We start from the raw sequence: 20,082 nt of genomic DNA, 5'->3' as shown, positions 1-20,082 counted from the left end.
TTAATTCAGAGTATTGGTTAATAACCCATACTCTGTCAATTAGATGACTATGTTTTCTACTATCATTGTATTTTTTGGCACAATGAATTTTATCCCGATACTCAGAGAAAAAAAGTCGCCTAATCTCCTGCAACTTGTTATCGGCCCGCTTAACGAATAGTGTTTTCAAAATTTCTTCCTTTTCAAAGTTCTTCCCTAACGATAACAAGTGATATAACTAAAAGCATTACATCCCTTGCCAAAACACAATCGTTGATTACCAATTGCTTTAGTTGCCGCTACATTTTTTTGTATCTGGTAACTGTTTGTCCTCAAATAACCCATTCGACGACAAAAAGAAAAAGCAGCCCGTTGGCCGCAATCATGCTGGCCATCATAACACCAGGCAATGCGATAACGCTGATAACGGGGATAAACAAACCGTCTTAATCGATAATGATAAGATTCAGGCGGGTCATGTCTTAACTTCGCTAAACATCGTATTGTTTTAAAACCATTACAACGCCAGCCTTTGCAACGAGATTTTGTAGACAGAAAATGGGTGAGACCCACATTATAATCAATCAGCTGATAATCTGCCCGCTCATAACCCATCATTTGGCAATAGCCGCTAGCCACGGAAATTCCACAGTTTTTGCCATCAAGCGTGCAATAATCCAAACGCAAACCATGATAAACAGGAAGCCAGAAATTGCGATAGAAATAAGTACCACCGTCTGCTGCATAACCATTGAGAAATGCAATCCAAGCCAAAACAACAATTGCAACCCTTCGTCCCGGAAAAGCCATTATTACAATACCTTACACTCTTTAACAGGTTTGCTCCCGTGTCGAGTGTGACACAACGATCATCTATGCTCAAATTGCGAACAAAATGATATCATTATACACCACGGAATGTGGGGGTTATAAGAGTCATTTGCACGCAGATGAATATATAGTCGTTCCTGACAGGGAGATCATCTATTATTACAATCTTGACTTACATGTTAGCCTATGACTGTCAGCAAAAAAAGAGTGTCGGCTATTGTTGTTAATAATTCATAACCACTTTTTCCTGTCCTAATAACTCGCCAAGTGCGTTTAATAACTCATCACTGGGAGAAACTCGCCAATCCGAAGCCAGATTCAAAATAGCACTGGCCTTCCTGTTGGAATAGTGAAGCTGTATTACACAATTCCCCTTATTTGCTTTTAAAACGGATTGTAACGTCGGGATAATAGAATGATTTTCAGCAGCTACGGTCAATCGAATACATTTTGCAAAACGTGTCCGTGCCTGTTCAATACTGTATAATTGACTCGCGGTCATTTTTACACCACCACTGTAATCGTCTGTCGCTATCTCCCCTTCAACGATGAGCATTTGCCCTGCCTGCACATCGATTTGTTGTGCCTCATAAACTTCAGAAAATACCACTACATCCAGTTTGGCTGTAGCATCTTCCAAACCAATAATCATTAATTTTTTACCGCGTTTGGTCATCACTCGTCTAATGGAAGTCACTAAACCGCAAATCATGGCTTTTTTCATCGTAGCAGCATTTAAATGGCTAACAGGATTAATAAACGCTTTAAATTCCTGACAATAATAAGTGGCTGGATGACCTGTTAAATAGAATCCCAGTGTTTCCTTTTCCCCATTTAAACGCTGAGTTTCAGGCCAGGGTTTACAATTCTCATAATCTTCCTCATTATTTGCCTCTTCCATGATCAAAGAAAATAAATCCGTCTGCCCGCTCAAGTGGTTTTGGTGTACTTTATCAGCCACTTTTAACGCTTTTTCCAGAGACGCGAAAAGGATGGAACGTTCAACAGACCAGTCATCCATCGCGCCACTTTTAATCAATGCTTCCAGAACACGACGGTTTACCTTACGCAAGTCTACACGTTGACAAAAACTGAATAGACCAGTATATGTTCCAGCCTTTTGTCGTTCATCAATAATACAATGAATGGCAGACTCTCCTACCCCCTTAATTGCTCCAAGCCCATAAAGGATGGTGTGGTTGTCCTTAATAGTAAATTGATAATGAGAATGATTAACCGTAGGAGGTAACACATTAAGCTTCATCTGTGCGCATTCATCAATAAAGGTAACTACTTTATCCGTATTATCCATATCCGATGACATCACAGCAGCCATAAAAGCAGCAGGATAATGCGCTTTTAACCAGGCCGTTTGATAAGCGACTAACGCATAAGCGGCGGAATGTGATTTGTTAAAACCATAACCGGCAAATTTCTCCATCAGATCAAAGATATGCGTGGCGGTGTATTCATCGACACCACGCGCTACCGCGCCTTCAGTAAAAATAGCCCTCTGTTTTGCCATTTCTTCCGGTTTTTTCTTACCCATGGCACGCCGGAGCAAATCAGCAGCACCTAGTGTGTAATTTGCTAAAACCTGTGCAATCTGCATTACTTGCTCCTGGTAAAGGATTACACCATAGGTAGGTTTTAAGATAGGTTCCAAATCAGGATGTGGGTATTCTACTTTTGCGCGGCCGTGTTTGCGATCAATGAAATCGTCTACCATCCCCGATTGCAAAGGCCCCGGTCTAAATAGCGCGACTAAAGCAATGATGTCTTCGAAACAATCAGGTTGTAAACGATGAATCAGCTCTTTCATTCCTCGGGATTCCAACTGGAATACAGCAGTAGTTTGGCAGGCTTTTAATAAATTAAATGTTTGCACATCATTCGTAGGGATCATGGCAATATCAATGGCTTCTTCACCTTGTCCCAAACGTTGTTTATTGACAATGGCGAGCGCCCAATCAATTATCGTTAATGTCCTTAAACCAAGGAAGTCGAATTTCACCAGCCCTGCGGCTTCGACATCATCCTTATCAAATTGACTGACTAATTGAGTGGACCCTTCTTCACAATAGATAGCAGTAAAATCAGTTAACTGTGAAGGAGCAATCACCACACCGCCGGCATGTTTGCCTGCGTTGCGTGTAATGCCTTCCAATTTTAAAGCTAAATCAATCAGCTCTTTAACTTCTTCTTCGTCCTGATAGCGACGTTGTAACTCCGCTTCGTCCTCAAGTGCTTTGTTAAGTGTCATTCCTATTTCAAAAGGAATCAGTTTTGCTATTTTATCAACAAAACTGTAAGGATGACCCAGAACTCGACCCACATCACGGACTACTGCTTTCGCAGCCATCGTACCAAACGTTATAATCTGCGATACGCTTTGCCGGCCATATTTTTCAGCAACGTATTCAATGACTCGATCACGACCCTCCATACAAAAGTCGATGTCAAAGTCAGGCATGGAAACCCGTTCCGGATTGAGAAAACGCTCAAAAAGTAATTCATATTGCAGTGGATCGAGATCCGTAATGTTTAAAGCATAAGCCACCAGAGAGCCAGCCCCTGATCCTCGACCCGGACCAACAGGCACGCCATTTTGCTTCGCCCATTGAATAAAATCAGCTACAATAAGAAAATAACCCGGGAATCCCATGGAATTAATAACGTCCAGCTCGACTTGCAAACGTTTATCGTAAATGTGACGACTTGCCTGAATGGATTCCGCGGATTGATTACGAAAAATCTGCTTAAACCGCTCCTCCAGTCCTCGTTTTGATAAGGCAGAGAGATACTCTTCAACGGTCGACTCATCAGGAATAGGAAAATTGGGTAAATAATTATTACCTAAATCAAGTTTTACGGTGCAACGCTTGCTAATTTCAACAGTATTTTTTATAGCCTGTGGCAAGTCTTTGAATAATTCAATCATTTCATCAGCAGAACGCAAATATTGCTCAACACTATAATTCTGCTTTCGCCGTGGATCAGCAAGTGAATAGCCTTCGTGAATACAAACACGGGCCTCATGCGCTTCAAAATCCTCTTTATGCAAAAAACACACATCATTAGTCGCTACCAAGGGCAAATTCAGCGCCTCTGCCAAACGAACTACCTTCTCATTATAAACGGCCTCATCGCTACGATTAGTGCGTTGAATTTCGAGATAAAAGCGATTGGGGAAGATTCCGGCATAGAATTTGGCCAAATCATAAGCTGTTGCTTCATCATTCATTAACAAAGCCTTGCCTATCCGTCCCAAACGTCCTCCCGATAAAGCAATTAAACCATCAGCGTGTTGCGGTATCCAATCATGATGGACCCTTGGTTGTCCTTGATACTGCCCTTCCTGATAGGCTTTCGATACAAGACAGGTTAAATTACGATAACCAATCTCATTTTGACATAACAAGAGAAAAGAACTTAATTGTTCAGGGTGTTCCGGATCATGACAAGGCAGGTCACCCCCTAATAAGGGCTTAATGCCCGCATCCACTGCTGTTTTAAATACTTTTACCGCGGCAAAAAGATTACAATAATCAGTGATCGCTACAGCATTCATTCCTTTATCGGGGAGTAATTTCATGAGGGGTTTAATACGAACCAAGCCATCCACTATCGAAAACTCTGTATGCACACGTAAATGAACAAAACCTGACTGCATAATTACCAACCCATTAAACAACGATCATTGAACTTTACCGAAGTCGGTCAGGGAGGGCAAGTAGGCGCTTTCTGACAACAGTTTCTTCAGCAGTTCCCGGTGAAGCCGGGGCTGCTGGAAAACCGAGGCTTCTTTTGTTCTCTTGAACACTCTTAAACTTGAAGAAAATTTTATGGGTTCAAGCTTTTCTCAGAATCAGGTTTTGTAGATGGAGGCGTTTTTTTTATATGGAAGTTATGGGTATTGGTTAAATCAGATTCCTGAGACAGTGGATCATTGGTTTGTTTTACTCTTTGCACACCTAATTCGTTCACCAAAGTATGAGGATAGGCGTTGATTGCTTCCTGGGATGGCGATGGTGAAATAATGGGGGAAGAATCAGCCTCTTGTCGGTGTTTACGGAGACGATAGCCCCCGAAGAGTGAAAGGCCAAAACCTGTGATCCCTAATGCGAGACTGATTCCCATCCCTATGAAACCACCACCCAACAACTGAGTGATGAACGGGAGAGGTATTGTAGCTAATACTACCCCTATGATGATGGATAAAAGACCGAGTCCTATAATAAACAGAGAAGCGCTTTTTGGTTTGGATTTAGCTGACTGCTGCTGTTTTTGTGGTACAGGAAGAGGAATCACAGGTATTTCCTTTTTTTCCTCTTGTCTTATCGGTGTCGATTGAGCTCTAATCGCCTGTTTCGCCACTTTGAGTAGGTCACGAAGAGTAGGTGCAGGAGTGAAGTGATTTTCTTGCGCTTTTTTTACATTCCTTTCATAAGCCTTGACAAGAGAGGTAGCCTCCTCATAAGGAAGCCCCTGGTGTTGCAAAATAGCTTCTAGTTCCTCGGTTGTATATTCGGGTACTTCGATAAGAGTCAGGCGCCGTAAAAGAGCAGGACTTGCGGCGCGTCGTCCCGCCATGGTGATGGGATTTTGCGTTCCAATAATCATAAATCCTGGCTGTTTGGCACATTGGTTATCGAGGGTTTTACCCATAAGCAACGCATTAAGATATTGCTCCATCATGGGCGAGCTATTAATTTCATCGATAACTACCACTGCCCCTTCATGAAAGGCTTTAAGAAGAAGCTCTTTCTTTTCCTCTAAGGCCATACTCACGGGCAGGAGATAAAAGGGCTTGGTTTTTGTTGTTGGATTTTGTAAATCGTGTTCCTGTTCATAACCTCGCGCACGCAGTGTGGCAATGACTAACTCACTTTTTCCTACGCCCGGGTTGCCTTCAAAAACAATCCCGCCAAGGCCCCCGTATTTTTGCTCCTCGTTAAGTGACTCGGCATTCGCATAACGCCACTCCCGGAGTGCAAGTCTGTCATCTAATTGTTGTTTAATCGGCTGTCTTGAGGAGGTGATGAGCATGCCAACGGTAGTTGTGGCTCGTTTAGGCACATTCGGTTGCCATTGGGGTTTAAATTGTTGCTCAAAGTTGGCTGCTTGCGTAGAAGGCACTAACGGTTTAGCAAGCACGTAAGCAATTTGTCTGGAAATCGCATCCGCCGACTGATTGGGCTGTTGACTAAGACGATTGAGTGTTAAAAGCGCCATCATCTGCAATTCACGCGGAGAAATAAGCACTTCTGTTTTCGAGCAGTTACAAATAAAATGATAGACTGACCGCAAGTTGTGACTAATGCAGTCAATATCTGCAGGAGCTATTGATTGTCCCTTAAAAACCGGTTTAATGATTTTTTCATGAATAACTGCCGCAGAAAGTGGCGTGAACAAGACCGCATGCCCATGACGTCTAAAAAAAGAAGAGAGTTGACGTTCATCGCCATAAGTCACGGGATTTCCCGCAAAAATAACCTTATGCTGAAGACTTAGTGGATAAAAAGAGCCATCAATTAAAATACCAGGTGGATTATGAAACAACCCTTCAAATTCACTCCAGCTTCGCGCACTTAAATTCGCTTCATCAAGAAAAAGAACGCGACGTTTGGATTGATCGGCTTGCGCCCATTTTTTTAGTTGATTCTCCCCAACATACAATTTGTCCGCTTCGCCACAAAGCTCATTTTTGACAAAGGTTGACTTGCCTACTCCTGAAAGGCCAGTCAGAAAAACCATGGGTTCTTTGTCTAACATAGTATTAACGTCATCGCGACGTGCCTGCATAAAAGCTTGCGCTTGTTGTGCTAACGTTAATTCATTATTCACTTGATGGATCATTGCCTGAGGTAAATCATACAGACCTCGCCAATTGTCATCACTCGGCTTGTTGGGATAAAGAGCCAAAAAAGCTTGACGAGCACGCAGGCTACCTAAAGATTCAGTGGCCAGAAAAGGCTCCAGACTCTTCGATAATTTACCAGATGATTTCAGGCAACCCCATTTCTCTTGTACAGTTACCTTATGAATGGCCAGGGTTGGCAAATAGGAAAAAGCGGTCTGGTTATCACTAATGCAGAGAAGCTGGCCACTCGTTTTATCCTGATTTTTAAGGAACAAGGGCGCCAAGGCATCCGCTAGTGCAGGAGAAAATTGGCCCTTCAAAATAACCTTTTGATGATTATTTAATGCCGTCGTGAGAGCACAATCCGTACGAGTAAATTCAAATTGCAATGTCTGCTCATTAAACGTTGTATTGATGCGAGTCAATAAATCAGCCGCCTCACAGCCAGACACATCAATCACTTGCCAATCCTGATTATCTTGCGTCATCAAAGCCACAGTGGTATCGATATCCGTGCTGATAATGACTGGGGGGGTGGGGAGTGAAAAACGATTGCTTGGCCAAGCGGTAATTGCTGAAGGATTCACCAGGAATGATTTCCCGACAAGAGCCTGCGGTAAATCAACATTTGGCGCACAATGAGCCACTAAACGAAGCCCTCGTTGCTGACACTCGGTCAAAAGCATAGCCCACTCATGCTCACTCATTGTCCGTGTAACATGGACTGTCAGACTTTCCTTCGCTTCATGAATTAATCCAGACGCTATTTTCAAGGTTTTACTACTATCCTGATAAATATATTGGTCGAAAAAATCCTTCAAGGTGCCAGGATTTAATAAAAAGGCTTTTTCAGGAACGGGTTCAGGCTTTACTTCTAAAATCGGACTTAACACAGCCCAGTTATAGCCTTCTTTTCGCGTCAATGAAATCTCTGCTGGAAGGCGCAGGATCTTGCCCTGGTGACGAATACCACCCAGCCGCAACTGCTGCCAGAAGCGCACAAAAGCCTCATCCTCCCATAAACCATTTTGTAGCTCAATCGGCAACCCGGCTTGTAGCGCCTTTTGCAGTTCGCCTTCTTGATAATTTAATTGCTTCCCATTGAGAATCCACCGCCCTAATAAACGACTTTGCCAGTCAGGTGCATGATAGAGATTAATCACTGTTTTTAGCGTTACGTCATTCCGGGCAACCTGGATGGGAGAAGGAAGCATCTCGGTTAACTTGCTGTTTGCGACAGGACAGGGGGCTCTTTTAGTAAAACGTGAATAAAAATCAGACCCTTGGTAACAATCCGGTTTTTTTACATTCATTAAACCAATCACCAGGGCATCCTTGGGTAAAGAAATGCCATCCACATGGCGTGCTTTATCCAACAAACTATTGAAGCGTACGAGGTCTTCGGCCTCAAACGCATCATAGTTCACTAGCAGCACAGGTGCCTCACCTTGCCGATGATCCTGCAAAAAATCGTACAAAGGTCCCCCCGGTCCTTTACAAAAGGTACCCGTTTTATCAGAATTAAGACGTATAAAGGGGGCTGAACAAATCAGATCATCGGGCTTGTCAATATAGAAAACAGGCCGATGAACAACCTCACAATGAGCTTCCAAAGCATAACTCAGTGCATGGACTGCTTCTGATGAATGAAGCTCGATGAGAAGGTTTGCATTCTCTTTTTTTTGTACGATCTCCTGACAATATTCGATAAGGGTTTTCTCAGCAGGTTGAGAGACATGCCAGGTAACAAGTTGCTTTTCATAGTAATCCTGATTAGGGGCGCTTCGTATTAAATCAATTAGTCTTTCACGTTGAACCACATCTTGTGAAGACTCGGCTTGAATCGGGTATACTTGCACGAGGAGAGTAATAAGTTCTTGTCTTTCAAGCGGGGTAACCATTTCGAGGCTGCGTTGCAGTTGTTCCTGATAATTATCAGGGTAATATTGCATCAATTGATGCAATAAACGATAAGTCAATGCCTTGATAGCCTCATCAGTATGTTTAAGCCCCACGGCCCAGGCGGGCTTCCCCTTCAAATTTCGCAGTAATAAACCTTCCACCGCTTCTTTTGAAAATTGATTCGCTGAAGAAAGTGCCGATAATATATCTTTCTTGTTGTCGCAACGGCAAAGTACTAACAATCCTCCATTGTGAAGAAAATGGTCAGGATTATTAAGGAGTAAGGGCATGACAGACTTGGTTGATTCAATCACTACGAGTTGCCCAATGGCTGCAGTGATCGTGTCGGTTAACACTTCCGTAAAAATGGTTTTAACACCATTAACATAATTGGGATCATAAACTTCCCACTCATTTTCCGTCTTGCGGCGAAGCGCGATAGAATGCCAGGCATTGTTTAAAATAAAGCTTTTCTGAGCGGGTAAAGCCAGTAAGGTTGAAAGAAAATCCTCGCCCAGGTACAGTTCTTTATGAGGATAATTTTGCAATTGATAGTGGGTGACATAAGCCCATAATTCATTGAATAATTCGCTTAACTCATTATCGATAGTTGCTGCTTTGCCATCCCACTGACTTGTTTTTTCTATAAACCGACTCCATTCCTCCATCGATTTATCTTGAAAGTAATGTGTTAAAGTATTACAAATACCATCTTGCAAGCGATGAATGGCATGCAAGTGTTGATCAGTCAGGGTTAAATATTGGCTCAGTTTTTCTATGATCATTCCCTGATTTTGGGTTTTATTCCTTCCTGAGTAATGAAAAGCCTTCTCTTCATCGGGTTTAAAATTTTTAAATTCTTCAAGATGGTCTTCGAAATTCTCATCCCGAACAGGTTGAGGGGATGTCTGTTCAATACTTGCTTTGCTTTCTCCAGAATCCTTAAAAATTCTCACGGAAGGAATGCTTTTTAATCTTGCTCTCACTTTCTCATCGGTGATCTTGATATCGCTGCTGATTCTAAGCTCTTTAAGATTGGAAGCGGCTTGATGTAACCTATTCAGTTGATCCCAGGTAAGATTCCCATCACCCTTTAAGGTAATGGATTCGACATTAGGGTAGCTTGGCCTGTCGAAGGATGAGACCAAACCATCGGCGAAAAAGGAGCCGTACTTGGAGTTTGAGCCGTGTTTTAATGTAAGTTTTTTGAGATGTGAGGCTTTGGTTATAATATCATTTAAAAGGCGAACATTTTCGATTGGATAGTTATCTTTTCCCGCACGGCAATTATACAAATTAAGCTCTTTAATATTGGGTGCCGCTTTAAAAAGAGAAGGCAAAGCGTCTATATCAAAGTAGCTATTGCTTAAATCTAATTTTTCAAGGTTCACCAAACTGTTATCATCCAGCCTTAACTCGGTAAGCTCGCAGGAACATAAAGAAAGTGCTGTGAGTTTTGGTGTGGCCTCAAGAAAACTCATGGTTATTGATACCTCAGGACAACCCCATAATTTTAATTCACGAAGCTTGTTTAAACTCTTCAAGGGGCAATCGTATTCTTCTCCATTGTTCACAGAAAAAATCCAATGCCACTTTTGTATTTCAAGTGTTTCTATAGACTGGCTTAATCCATTTAAAAATTTCCATAATTCTTGTATAGATTTATCTTGCGCCTCCTCATCCAAAATATTTTTGTTACTTAAGATGACGTCACGTAATTTTGGTGGCGATTCATATAAATATCCCCCTTTCGGCCATTTCAAATCAGCACATGCGGGAATATTTAGTTTTTTAAGTTGACCATCCCTTACCGCAATTCTCAGATTTTTCGCCTCTTTCTTTGTGATATCACCTAAGATAAGTTCCTCTAGCCGCTTTAATTCACCCTCATAAAGTTGAATAAAATCCGAAGGAAAAGAAAAATCACTTAAGTCAAGTATTTTCAGTTTTGGAGCGGTGTGACATGAGTCAAAAATAAAGTAACTACTATAGGGATTACCTTCAAGTTCCGGATAATTGCGTTTGAAGAGCGGTGAATTTGAGTTGAATTCTCCAATTAACTTGATACGCTCTATTTTACTTACATCTTCAATTGGCAAATTATTTAAATCATCCAGTTCAGACCCCACCAATTCCAGCTCCTTATAATCCTCTTTTATTGGGTAATCTGGAAAATAGTCGTGTATTAGTGTGTTCATTGTTTTTGTTTGCGAGAATACATCAGAAACAATAGAAGTTAATGGTGGTTGGGCGTGTTTAATAATGTCGGCTAAATTAGCATGAGAATAAATGGAACCAATTTTAAAAAAATCACTGGCTATTAATTCTCGTGGAAGCGAATCATCTCGTTGTAATAAGCAGCGCATCCAATGATCGTCTAATTGAAGAATAGTATTGGATGCAAGTCCATGGCGGGCTGCCGCTTCGATAATTTCTTCCGGATAAGCCGGAGTTATTTGCGCCCGACTCCCTGGAGATAAATAAGGTAAAATACCTTCTTGAGTGAGTGGTTTAATTTCTTTAGCATGCCAAATATAAATTGAAAAACCCTGTTCAATCAAAATGTTAAAGTAGCTACCAACTTTTGCAGCTTTCACATCTGACCAATTCTGGGCGCTCCAATCACTTAGAATCAGTTTTTTTTCTTTCTTCATTTGAGGTAAAGAAGGCTGAATCCAATAAGGTTTACCGTGAATCAATCGATTAACATCCAGGTTCCCCGTATAATTACGACTGTAATTAATCTGGCTTTGTGTTTCTGAATAGTAAAAAGCATTGGGTAACGTCATAATTGGGAACAAAATAATCTATGTGGTTTAATTATGAGCTTTTATGATTAAATTATCAACCTTTGATTTAATGGAAATAGGAGTGGCGATCTGTCTACGTACCGCGGACACGCCGCGGTACGTAGACATCATTAAAAGTCAAGTAAAACTTAAGGCTAACTTGAAAGTACCGATTTGGCGGCAATTTCGACAAGCGCGATTGAAGCTATTTTTAATATTTACTTAACTTTTTAATGCTAATATCATCACATTTCATTTTACGCCTATTATTATAAAATTATGACTAATCCAATAAACAGTAATCCTTTATTTAAACAAGGTTCCCTCTATAGTGATTTTCGCGGTACTGATGCATTAGACGAAGAGAACCAAGCATTATTTGATGCTTATAAAGAAAAACTCCAACAAATAAACACCCAGCTCGATGAAGCATCTATGACATCATGGGAGTTATGGGAAAAAAATATAAAAGAATTTTATAAATCAATAATACATAATGCCTTCTCAAAAGCAGAAATACGTCCTCCTAAAAATATGGAAATTTATTTCTCTGGCTCTCTCGCAAAACAACAAGCCACTTTATATAGTGATCTGGATTCTTTTGTGCTTTATGAAACAGCAGAAGATGAAGCGTTAGCAACCCCTGTATTTACTGGCGTGAATTTCCTATTACACCGTCTATTTAACGAAACCCAACAATTATGCGTTGATCCTCTGGGCATTAATCCTGAAAAGCTAAAAGGAACAGTGGAAGGGATCTTCAGTCAATTAAAACAGGGGGATTTTTTTGCTAATAACGAAGTGATTATTACTGCGATTATGATGTCAAAACCTGTCCTTGGTCGTCATGAGTTAGGAGAACAATTAAGGGAAAAGATTAAAGCAGATCCCGAGTTAAGCCAATTTTGCTCCGCACAATATTACTATGAACAAGTTTCAAGTTTTGCTAGTCCTTCGCAACATCAACAAGGCAATATTAAATCTCACTTGATGCGCCCCATTGATTTTCTACTCATGGGACTTCGAGAAGAATTTAACTTATACTGTGAAGATGGCTCGCATTTATCCGCAATGCACACGTTAGACTTTCTTGATGAAAATCATTGTATTAACCCCGATCAAATATTTTTAATTGAAAATACTTATATAAAGGCAATGGCGCTTCGCTTTGAACAACATAGATTGGAAAAAAAGGAAAGTGATGAAGTAAACCATGAGAAGAGAGATTCGATGCGTGAATCTATAAAAAAATTACGCGAAATTGCTGAGGAAAGAAAAGCGCTTTTAAATCATCCATCACAGCATGCTATGCCACCTGACCTGAAAAGACCTCTTAAAGCAATCCTGGCACCTGTTCTCGCTACCATTCTTGAATCAGCCGCAGGCGCAGCAGCAGGCTTTGCTTTGGTTTTTTTTGGCGTGTTCACTCCGTTTGGTGCAGGAATGCTAGGCATTCTTGCTTTAGCTGGTATAGGTGCTCTTGCTGGATTTTTGATAGGTGGCTTGTCTCATCTGATCCTTCACTTTTGTGGGAAAAATAATGATCCCTTGTATTCCAAACTTGACCAGGACAATAATAATGTTCTGCCAATTAATGAAAGTTCTGAGAAATTGGCACGTCTTGGGCGACCGAGTCAACAACCCGACAAATCAGGTTGCGAAACATCTATCTCCAGACCTGTAGTAAAATCTCCATCATTGGCACGTCTTGGGCGACCCAGTCAACAACCTGACAAGTCAAGTTGCGAAACATCTATCTCCAGACCTGTAGTAAAATCTCCATCATTGGCACGTCTTGGGCGACCCAGTCATTTTCTTTGTACATCTCTCTTCCTTCGTTTCTTATTAGTTATTACATGACATATAGCTTTAAAGGGAACACCTTGGATGGCCCACCAGGAATATTTCTTAGAGTGACATACACAAGTTGTTCTGAAGTATCTATCTGAGGAATTAAATCAGCAATGAGTCTGTTATTTTCAATTCGTAGCCAGGAAGGGTTTTGATAGTTCTCAGCTAACTCAATAACATAAGGTATTTCTTCATATTCGGGAGATACTTCTCGATTGGCTACAAAATCATAGAAATAGGGTTGACCCATGTAAGCTATGGATAATTTAGGTTCAGGAATCGTAAAATAAGGAGTAAACTTACTATCAATAGCTATCTTCAAAGGTATTTTAATTGTGTCAGAGCTTCCACCAATAGAAGTCCAGGCATGTAAACTAATATAATATATTTGTCCCGTTGCATCTTCCGGCACAGTTCCTATCAATTCTGTAGGATTCACAGAGGAAATAGAAAGCCATGGAGCAGCAGGTTCAACATTTTCAATAATCAGTGTTAAATCAGAAGCATTGGCTGGATCAACAATACTCTGACGAAGATCATTTACTATTTGTCCACCCGCAACAGAATCCAGTGAAATATGAGGTTCAAAACCCGGTCTTTTCGCCGGATCTACCGCAATCGGGATGTGAATGGTTAAAGGGGCTGAGTCACCCCCCGCATTGGAACTAGCAATCAGGGTAACTTCCACGGATTGGCCTGCTTCACTAAAAGGGATTGTACCTGTCAATCTGGTCTCCTCTACTTTTAGCCAATCAGGATGAGTTTTATTGGTATCAATACGAAAACGTATTGGGTTGCTCGCCAGATTTTGCGAAGACGCCAGAAATTCGTTCAGATTAAGGCTGTAAACTTCCCCTGGCGCACCTGTAGCAATAAACGCTTGTTTGAGTCCTGGAGTTTCTGCCGGATTGATACGAACATTGATCACTAAAGGTACTGCGGCGGCGGTGCCGTAATTATTATGAGCGTTCACGCTAAATCGATAAGTACCACTTTGAGAGGGCGTACCTACAATTGCAAACTTTGTGGCGTCATAATATAAACCGTTAGCGGTAACCGGTGTTACGCCAATAGCAGGGTAAGTTAATGCCTGCACATTTTCCAAATAATAATTAACGTAAGGTCTGAGATCCAAATAGAAAGGCTGATTTGCAGTGGCCGATTGTTGCGGGATACTGGCCATTGATAAGGGATGAGGAATCACGTTAACAGAGAACGGTTGGGCGCGGAGAATATCCACAGGTTTTCTTCCCCAACCAATCAGTCGATAATAGATCATCCCGTTTATTATCTGACCCAGTCTGGAACCAGGAATAACAATATGAAGATAACATATACCCCCATCATACACATCCAAGGCGGGAAGGAATAGATAAGCACATAGGCCACTTTCTGCTTCTAACCTGACACCGGCAGGAAGTATCCAGCTTTGCCAGCCCTTAAGCGAATGATGAGGGATGTACATTCTTATACGAAATTCTTCACCATAAAAAACATGCCCTGTATACGGGGTTAATGGATTAAGGCTAAGAGAGGCTCCTGCATAACCTGTGAATGACAATAATACCAGCAAAAAACCAAGGATAACTCGCACCTCATTTTTTGGTAAATTTTTATGCGAAAGTGAAAGAGAGTTAACTTGATTGTTAATACATAGAATAGGACTTATCAACTGATTCATTATTCTTCCTTTTATTGAGACTTACCTTTGCCATTGAGCTAATCAAAAAAAGAACGTTTAATAATGAAATGATTGACGATGAAAAACGAAGCAACTCCTGGTTTGGACTGATAAATTTTTACTCATACTCTTCATGATACAACTCCATAGCTTTCCATTTAAGCAATAAAATGCTGGCGGAATACTACTGAATTGTTTATCTCAGGTCAATTGATAAAGTTATTATTTATTCGGCTATCACCAATTCGTTCGAAGGAATATCTGTAAATGATATTAAATCCTGTGTGCTAGCTATTTTTCCATATCACTTTTTTAAGCGAATAGACTACGAGCAAAAAAATACTCAAAAAACCAATAACCCAGAATCCCAGACGATAACGTATTAATTTAACGGGTTCCCCTACATAGACCAGAAAAGTGACCAAATCCTCCAGCATTTCATTAAATTGCTGTTGACCCATTTCTCCTTTATCCTTAAGAACCAGAGAAAAGTCGGCAGGTTTTTCCGGGGAAGAGGGGTTATTAACAAGCACCATGTGACCTATTAATGGAGCTAAAATATTGGGCATTGCAACATCGGGAACCAATAAATTATTCGCACCAAATGGACGAGAACTGTCAGCGTAAAAACTTTTTAAATAGGTATATATCCAGGCAGCGCCTCGTTCACGAGCCGTTAATGATAAATCAGGAGGCACTAACCCAAACCACTCTCTCGCATCCGTTGCGGGCATACTAATCTTGACAGGCGCCTCAATTTTAGCGCCAGTAAAAATCAGGTTGTTGATAAGATTAATATCTGGCTTGCCAGCAAACGTTACCAATCCTAAATCATTAGCCAGCCGACTATAACGCACATAACGTAAGGAATGGCATCCGGAGCAATAATTCATGTATAGTTTTGCACCGCGCTGCAATTTGGCCTGATCATGAATATTGACATTAACCGGCAACAGCTTCATCTCCCCGCCTGTTGCCGGGCGTATAAAACATAGCGCAAGAAAAACCAGGCTGTAAGTAATTATTTTTTTATTCACTCACTATCCTCTCAGGCAAACTCCGAGGTCTTTCATAACGACTATAGAGCGGCATCAACAGAAAATAAGCAAAATAAACAGCAGTACACACACGGGTCAAGTATTGCTTAATCGCGGTCACATTGACTGTTCCCAGATAACCAAGCATCACGAAACTGACAACAAAAGCAGCCAGGGCGTATTTGGAATAATCACCTTTATAACGCATGGAGCGTACAGGACTTCTATCTAACCAGGGAATAAAAACTAAAATGACTATTGCCATTCCCATAACGATAACTCCGAACAATTTATTGGGAATGGCTCGTAACATGGCATAAAAAGGAGTCATATACCAAACAGGAGCGATATGTTCTGGCGTAACCATGGGGTTCGCGGGTGCAAAATTTTCATGCTCTAAAAAATACCCTCCCATTTCTGGAAAGAAAAATACCACCGAAAAAAATAAAATTAAAAAAACAAGCACTCCCACCAAATCCTTACTGGTAAAATAAGGATGGAATGGAAGACCATCCAGTGGCTTTCCCTGTACATCAAGATATTGCTTGATTTCTATTCCTTCGGGATTATTGGAACCGACCTTATGCAAGGCAATAATATGAAGAAAAACAAAGAATAAGAGTAGCAGAGGCACACCAATAACATGCAAGGCAAAAAAACGCTGAAGCGTTGCATTGGCTACGTTATAATCGCCTCGTATCCAGACAACGATGCTATCTCCAACATAAGGAATCGCGCTGAAAAGAGAAGTAATAACCTGAGCGCCCCAATAAGACATTTGCCCCCAGGGCAGGAGATAGCCAAAAAAGGCTTCCGCCAGTAATAGAATAAACAATGCCATTCCTAAAAGCCAAAGCAATTCCCTGGGTTTTTGATAAGAACCATATAACAGGGCCTTAAACATGTGAAAATAGATTACGATAAAAAAAGCCGACGCGCCGGTGGAATGAGCATAGCGTAATAACCAGCCGTAATTGACGTCCCGCATAATGTATTCAATTGAATTGAATGCCTGGGTGGCAGTGGGCGTATAAAACATGGTTAACCACAGACCGGTAATTAACTGCATGGCTAAGACCACCAGGGCTAAAGAACCGAAAAAATACAAAAAATTCAGGTTCCTGGGGACATAATATTCGCTAACATGATCCTTCCATGTTTTTAATGAAGGAAAACGCGCATCTAGCCAATGGATGAGTGAACTCATACTTCTTTCTCCTCTTCCCCAATCACAATAGTTTTTTCATTAATGAATCGATAAGGAGGAACTTCCAGATTAATCGGTGCTGGAACGCCTTTAAATACACGACCCGCCAAATCAAAACTGGAGCCATGACAAGGGCAATAAAAACCTCCTGGCCAATTCGAACCCAATTCCTCTTTTACCGGTGTATATTTCGGCACACAGCCTAAATGGGTGCAGATACCAATTAACACCAGATACTCGGGATTGATAGAACGATAACGATTTTTAGCATAAGCAGGCTGTTGGTCAACAAGAGAATCAGGATCGCGTAGTGTTTGCTCGTGTCCTGCAAGGTGTTGTAGCATTTCCCTGGTGCGTCGAATTATCCATACGGGTTTTCCTCGCCACTCCACGGTAACCTGTTGACCAGGTTCAAGCTGACTTAAATCCACTTGTACGGGCGCACCACCGGCTCGCGCCTTTGCACTGGGTAACCAGGAAGAAACCAGCGGAGTCAGCATACAAGCAGCACTCACACCACCAAGTACTTTGGTTGCAGTTAATAAGAACTGGCGTCGTTGCTCGTCAATGACTTCTTTATCCGCATTGATGTCATCATTGGATGATTTATTATCTATCACTAGTTCTCTACCTTTTTTAAGCCCACTGTAGTGACAACACAGCAAGATCGCACCATCTCAAAGAAAAACTTCTGTAATTTTCGCTCAAATTACCGTCACCCTGAGCATAGTGAAGGATCTCCTGTCGATAGGTGTATATTACAGGCAAAGCAGGATTTTGCCCCAGTCTATTAAAAAATTAATTGCTTTTTAAAATTCATCTGGCGTAAGATAAACATGCAGGCGGGTTACCCTGCCTGCACGGAACGTTAAAGGTGCTACCAACACCTTTAGGTTCTGCCACAAATAACCTAAGTCCAGGAGGTTACTCATGGTTGAGGAACAGGATAATCTATATTGCGCGTCTGCGCAAAACCATTTTCACTGTCTTATCACTCTTCACTTCGTTACGATAGTTCAATTGTTTTTATCCATACAATTGGATCCGTTGACTTATGCCCGTTGCAAACCCTCGTTCAACCATGAGCTTTTGTGGGCATTGGGCATGAGTCGGTCTTTGCGAGAAATAGTGAGAAGACGGAAAATGAGGACATTATTCTAATCAGAGGGGGTTGAGGAGGGGATGCCGTATGGCGTCCCCAAATCAATTGAATGAACACACAGGTTGTGCTCAGCCCCCTCTGCGTCTTTAATATTTCCCCTTAAAGCAGTGGCGAGTACATCCTTGTTTCTTTTATTTTTCAACAAGGAAAACAAGATGGTAAGCAAGACTATCCAACAACAATTGACCTCTGAAGAGGTTTTAACAACATTGCTAAGTTATATGCCGGGTTATTTTTACTGGAAAAATACCGAAGGTGTTTATTTAGGCTGTAACGACTACCACGCTCAACGGTTAGGTTGTCAGTGTGGTCGTGACGTACTGGGCAAAACAGACCTGCAATTACTCGCCTCTCATCCCCGTTTTTCACGTTACGATACGTTAGTGATGTCTCAAGGGCAGACACGAATTATTGATGAAGATATTATTTCAGGGGGTCAAGTCGTCAATAGTTTGAGTTTAAAATCCCCCATTCTGAACAAGGAACAAGAAGTTTTAGGCATGCTTAATCTCTCGCTTGATATTCATCGAGAAGAACGACTACGCTTGCTCAATGAACTGGACGATGAGTTCACCATCGATATACTTCCTTCTCTAGAGGCAAAACGTGTACTAATCGTTGAAACCGAGCCAACAGCTAAAATCCTCCATCGCGTCTTTGAACGAGCCGGTTGTCAGGTGGATATCGTTTCTGATGCCAGCTCTGTCATTCAGCAAGTGAACCAGGAAAAATATACCCTTATTTTTATGGACGTACGTTTAACCGATGACAAGGGATTGAATATAGCCCAACAGATTACTACGCGATCCAGTAAAAACCAGGCAACGCCTATTTTGGGATTTAATTTTTATTAATTCAAGGTGAATACATCAATAAGAATAGCTTGTAAATAATGTAACTCACACATATCTCGAACGCAGCGAGGGGTCTCACTGCGTAGTTGATATTAAGCAAAGTATAAAAAACTTGAAGTTCCTGAAAGAGAAACGAGATATAACGTATCGTTCAAGCAAGATTACCAGTAAGCGTTCACAGGATATGCAAATTTCTCTTCCAGACTTTGTTCATGACTTGTCTTTTTCGCGTGCAGGCGGGAATCCATCCCATAAAATTAGCACTGTGTCTGATTTGTAGATAATTTCCCGCCTGCCTGGGAAAGACATTGACGTTATACTTCTTAATTACCTATTCCGTGAACACTTACGATTACCAAGGTGAAAGGCTGTCTAGCTCTGAATGAGTTTCGACCGATGGGAATAACATCAAGAGTCATCAACGTTTAGAATGACTACGTTATGAACCTTATGAGCAGAACGCAGTCATTAATATTGACAAAGATAGCAATTAACGTTTGGAGTATTGTGTTGCACGGCGTGCTTTGTGCAAACCAACCTTTTTCCTTTCTACACGACGTGAATCACGCGTGAGTAAACCACGTGCACGCAATTTTCTGCGGTAAGACTCAGGATTAGGTTCTACGTCTTCCACCAGATCATGTTCGTCATAAGCAACCAATGCACGAGCGATGCCTAAACGAATAGCACCGGCCTGGCCAGAAATGCCGCCACCGATTACCGTAGCATATACATCAAATTTACCCATGACGTCTACAGTTTCCAAAGGCTGACGGACAACCATACAAGAAGTCTCACGGCCAAAATAATCTTCCAAAGCACGATTATTAATCTTTATATCGCCTTTACCGGGGCGCAAAAACACTCGAGCCGTCGAGCTTTTTCTACGACCGGTGCCATAGTATTGCTGTTTTTCAGCCATAATA

The 20,082-nt window shown here is 41.4% G+C and carries 10 protein-coding genes; 2 read left to right on the top strand and 8 right to left on the bottom strand.

The window, feature by feature from the left end:
- Positions 1-195 precede the first annotated feature (195 nt).
- The 3 genes from T345_RS0104990 to T345_RS0104980 all read right to left on the bottom strand — a co-directional run bounded on the left by T345_RS0104990 (position 196) and on the right by T345_RS0104980 (position 11,364).
- Positions 196-789, bottom strand: a complete 594-nt coding sequence (locus T345_RS0104990; protein WP_035918161.1) for a hypothetical protein — start codon at positions 787-789, stop codon at positions 196-198.
- Between the two features lie 244 nt (positions 790-1,033).
- Entirely contained in the window at positions 1,034-4,483 is a 3,450-nt protein-coding gene (gene dnaE / locus T345_RS0104985) for a DNA polymerase III subunit alpha (protein WP_028388370.1), read from the bottom strand.
- A 170-nt stretch (positions 4,484-4,653) separates the two neighbouring features.
- Complete coding sequence (locus T345_RS0104980) at positions 4,654-11,364, bottom strand: AAA family ATPase (RefSeq protein ID WP_028388369.1); 6,711 nt, start codon at positions 11,362-11,364, stop codon at positions 4,654-4,656.
- Positions 11,365-11,643: 279 nt separating this feature from the next.
- On the opposite strand from T345_RS0104980, the gene T345_RS14525 reads away from it, so the two are divergent.
- Entirely contained in the window at positions 11,644-13,224 is a 1,581-nt protein-coding gene (locus T345_RS14525) for a nucleotidyltransferase family protein (RefSeq protein WP_051555139.1), read from the top strand.
- Here the strand turns inward: T345_RS14525 and T345_RS0104965 are convergent.
- From T345_RS0104965 to petA, 4 genes are all read right to left on the bottom strand, one after another.
- Positions 13,217-14,896 (bottom strand): Ig domain-containing protein, encoded by a 1,680-nt coding sequence (locus T345_RS0104965; RefSeq protein WP_028388367.1) that lies wholly within the window; start codon positions 14,894-14,896, stop codon positions 13,217-13,219. The genes T345_RS14525 and T345_RS0104965 overlap by 8 nt on opposite strands.
- A gap of 287 nt (positions 14,897-15,183) precedes the next feature.
- Positions 15,184-15,858, bottom strand: a complete 675-nt coding sequence (locus T345_RS0104960; RefSeq protein ID WP_084273735.1) for a cytochrome c1 — start codon at positions 15,856-15,858, stop codon at positions 15,184-15,186.
- Positions 15,859-15,925: 67 nt separating this feature from the next.
- On the bottom strand, positions 15,926-17,140 hold the full coding sequence (locus tag T345_RS0104955; RefSeq protein WP_028388365.1) for a cytochrome b: 1,215 nt from the start codon (positions 17,138-17,140) through the stop codon (positions 15,926-15,928).
- Complete coding sequence (petA, locus tag T345_RS0104950; protein WP_035918167.1) at positions 17,137-17,757, bottom strand: ubiquinol-cytochrome c reductase iron-sulfur subunit; 621 nt, start codon at positions 17,755-17,757, stop codon at positions 17,137-17,139. Before petA ends, T345_RS0104955 begins: the two co-directional genes overlap by 4 nt.
- Positions 17,758-18,457: 700 nt before the next feature.
- Between petA and T345_RS0104945 the strand changes: the two genes are divergently transcribed.
- Entirely contained in the window at positions 18,458-19,156 is a 699-nt protein-coding gene (locus T345_RS0104945; RefSeq protein ID WP_028388363.1) for a response regulator, read from the top strand.
- Positions 19,157-19,646: 490 nt separating this feature from the next.
- On the opposite strand, the gene rpsI is transcribed toward T345_RS0104945, so the two are convergent.
- The gene (rpsI, locus tag T345_RS0104940; protein ID WP_028388362.1) at positions 19,647-20,078 is read right to left on the bottom strand and encodes a 30S ribosomal protein S9; all 432 of its coding nucleotides are present in this window, start codon (positions 20,076-20,078) and stop codon (positions 19,647-19,649) included.
- Positions 20,079-20,082: the final 4 nt, after the last annotated feature.

This window comes from Legionella fairfieldensis ATCC 49588 (genome assembly GCF_000621525.1).
In the GTDB taxonomy this organism is placed as follows: Bacteria; Pseudomonadota; Gammaproteobacteria; order Legionellales; family Legionellaceae; genus Tatlockia; species Tatlockia fairfieldensis.
Note: the sequence above shows the minus strand (reverse complement) of the source record. Positions and strands in the feature narration are given on the sequence as shown.

What these genes read in the sequence shown, in the direction of transcription:
- T345_RS0104990 (WP_035918161.1), bottom strand. Translation starts at nt 789, where the DNA reads ATGGCTTTTCCGGGACGAAGGGTTGCAATTGTTGTTTTGGCTTGGATT.
- dnaE (WP_028388370.1), bottom strand. Translation starts at nt 4,483, where the DNA reads ATGCAGTCAGGTTTTGTTCATTTACGTGTGCATACAGAGTTTTCGATA.
- T345_RS0104980 (WP_028388369.1), bottom strand. Translation starts at nt 11,364, where the DNA reads ATGACGTTACCCAATGCTTTTTACTATTCAGAAACACAAAGCCAGATT.
- T345_RS14525 (WP_051555139.1), top strand. Translation starts at nt 11,644, where the DNA reads ATGACTAATCCAATAAACAGTAATCCTTTATTTAAACAAGGTTCCCTC.
- T345_RS0104965 (WP_028388367.1), bottom strand. Translation starts at nt 14,896, where the DNA reads ATGAATCAGTTGATAAGTCCTATTCTATGTATTAACAATCAAGTTAAC.
- T345_RS0104960 (WP_084273735.1), bottom strand. Translation starts at nt 15,858, where the DNA reads ATGAAGCTGTTGCCGGTTAATGTCAATATTCATGATCAGGCCAAATTG.
- T345_RS0104955 (WP_028388365.1), bottom strand. Translation starts at nt 17,140, where the DNA reads ATGAGTTCACTCATCCATTGGCTAGATGCGCGTTTTCCTTCATTAAAA.
- T345_RS0104945 (WP_028388363.1), top strand. Translation starts at nt 18,458, where the DNA reads ATGGTAAGCAAGACTATCCAACAACAATTGACCTCTGAAGAGGTTTTA.
- rpsI (WP_028388362.1), bottom strand. Translation starts at nt 20,078, where the DNA reads ATGGCTGAAAAACAGCAATACTATGGCACCGGTCGTAGAAAAAGCTCG.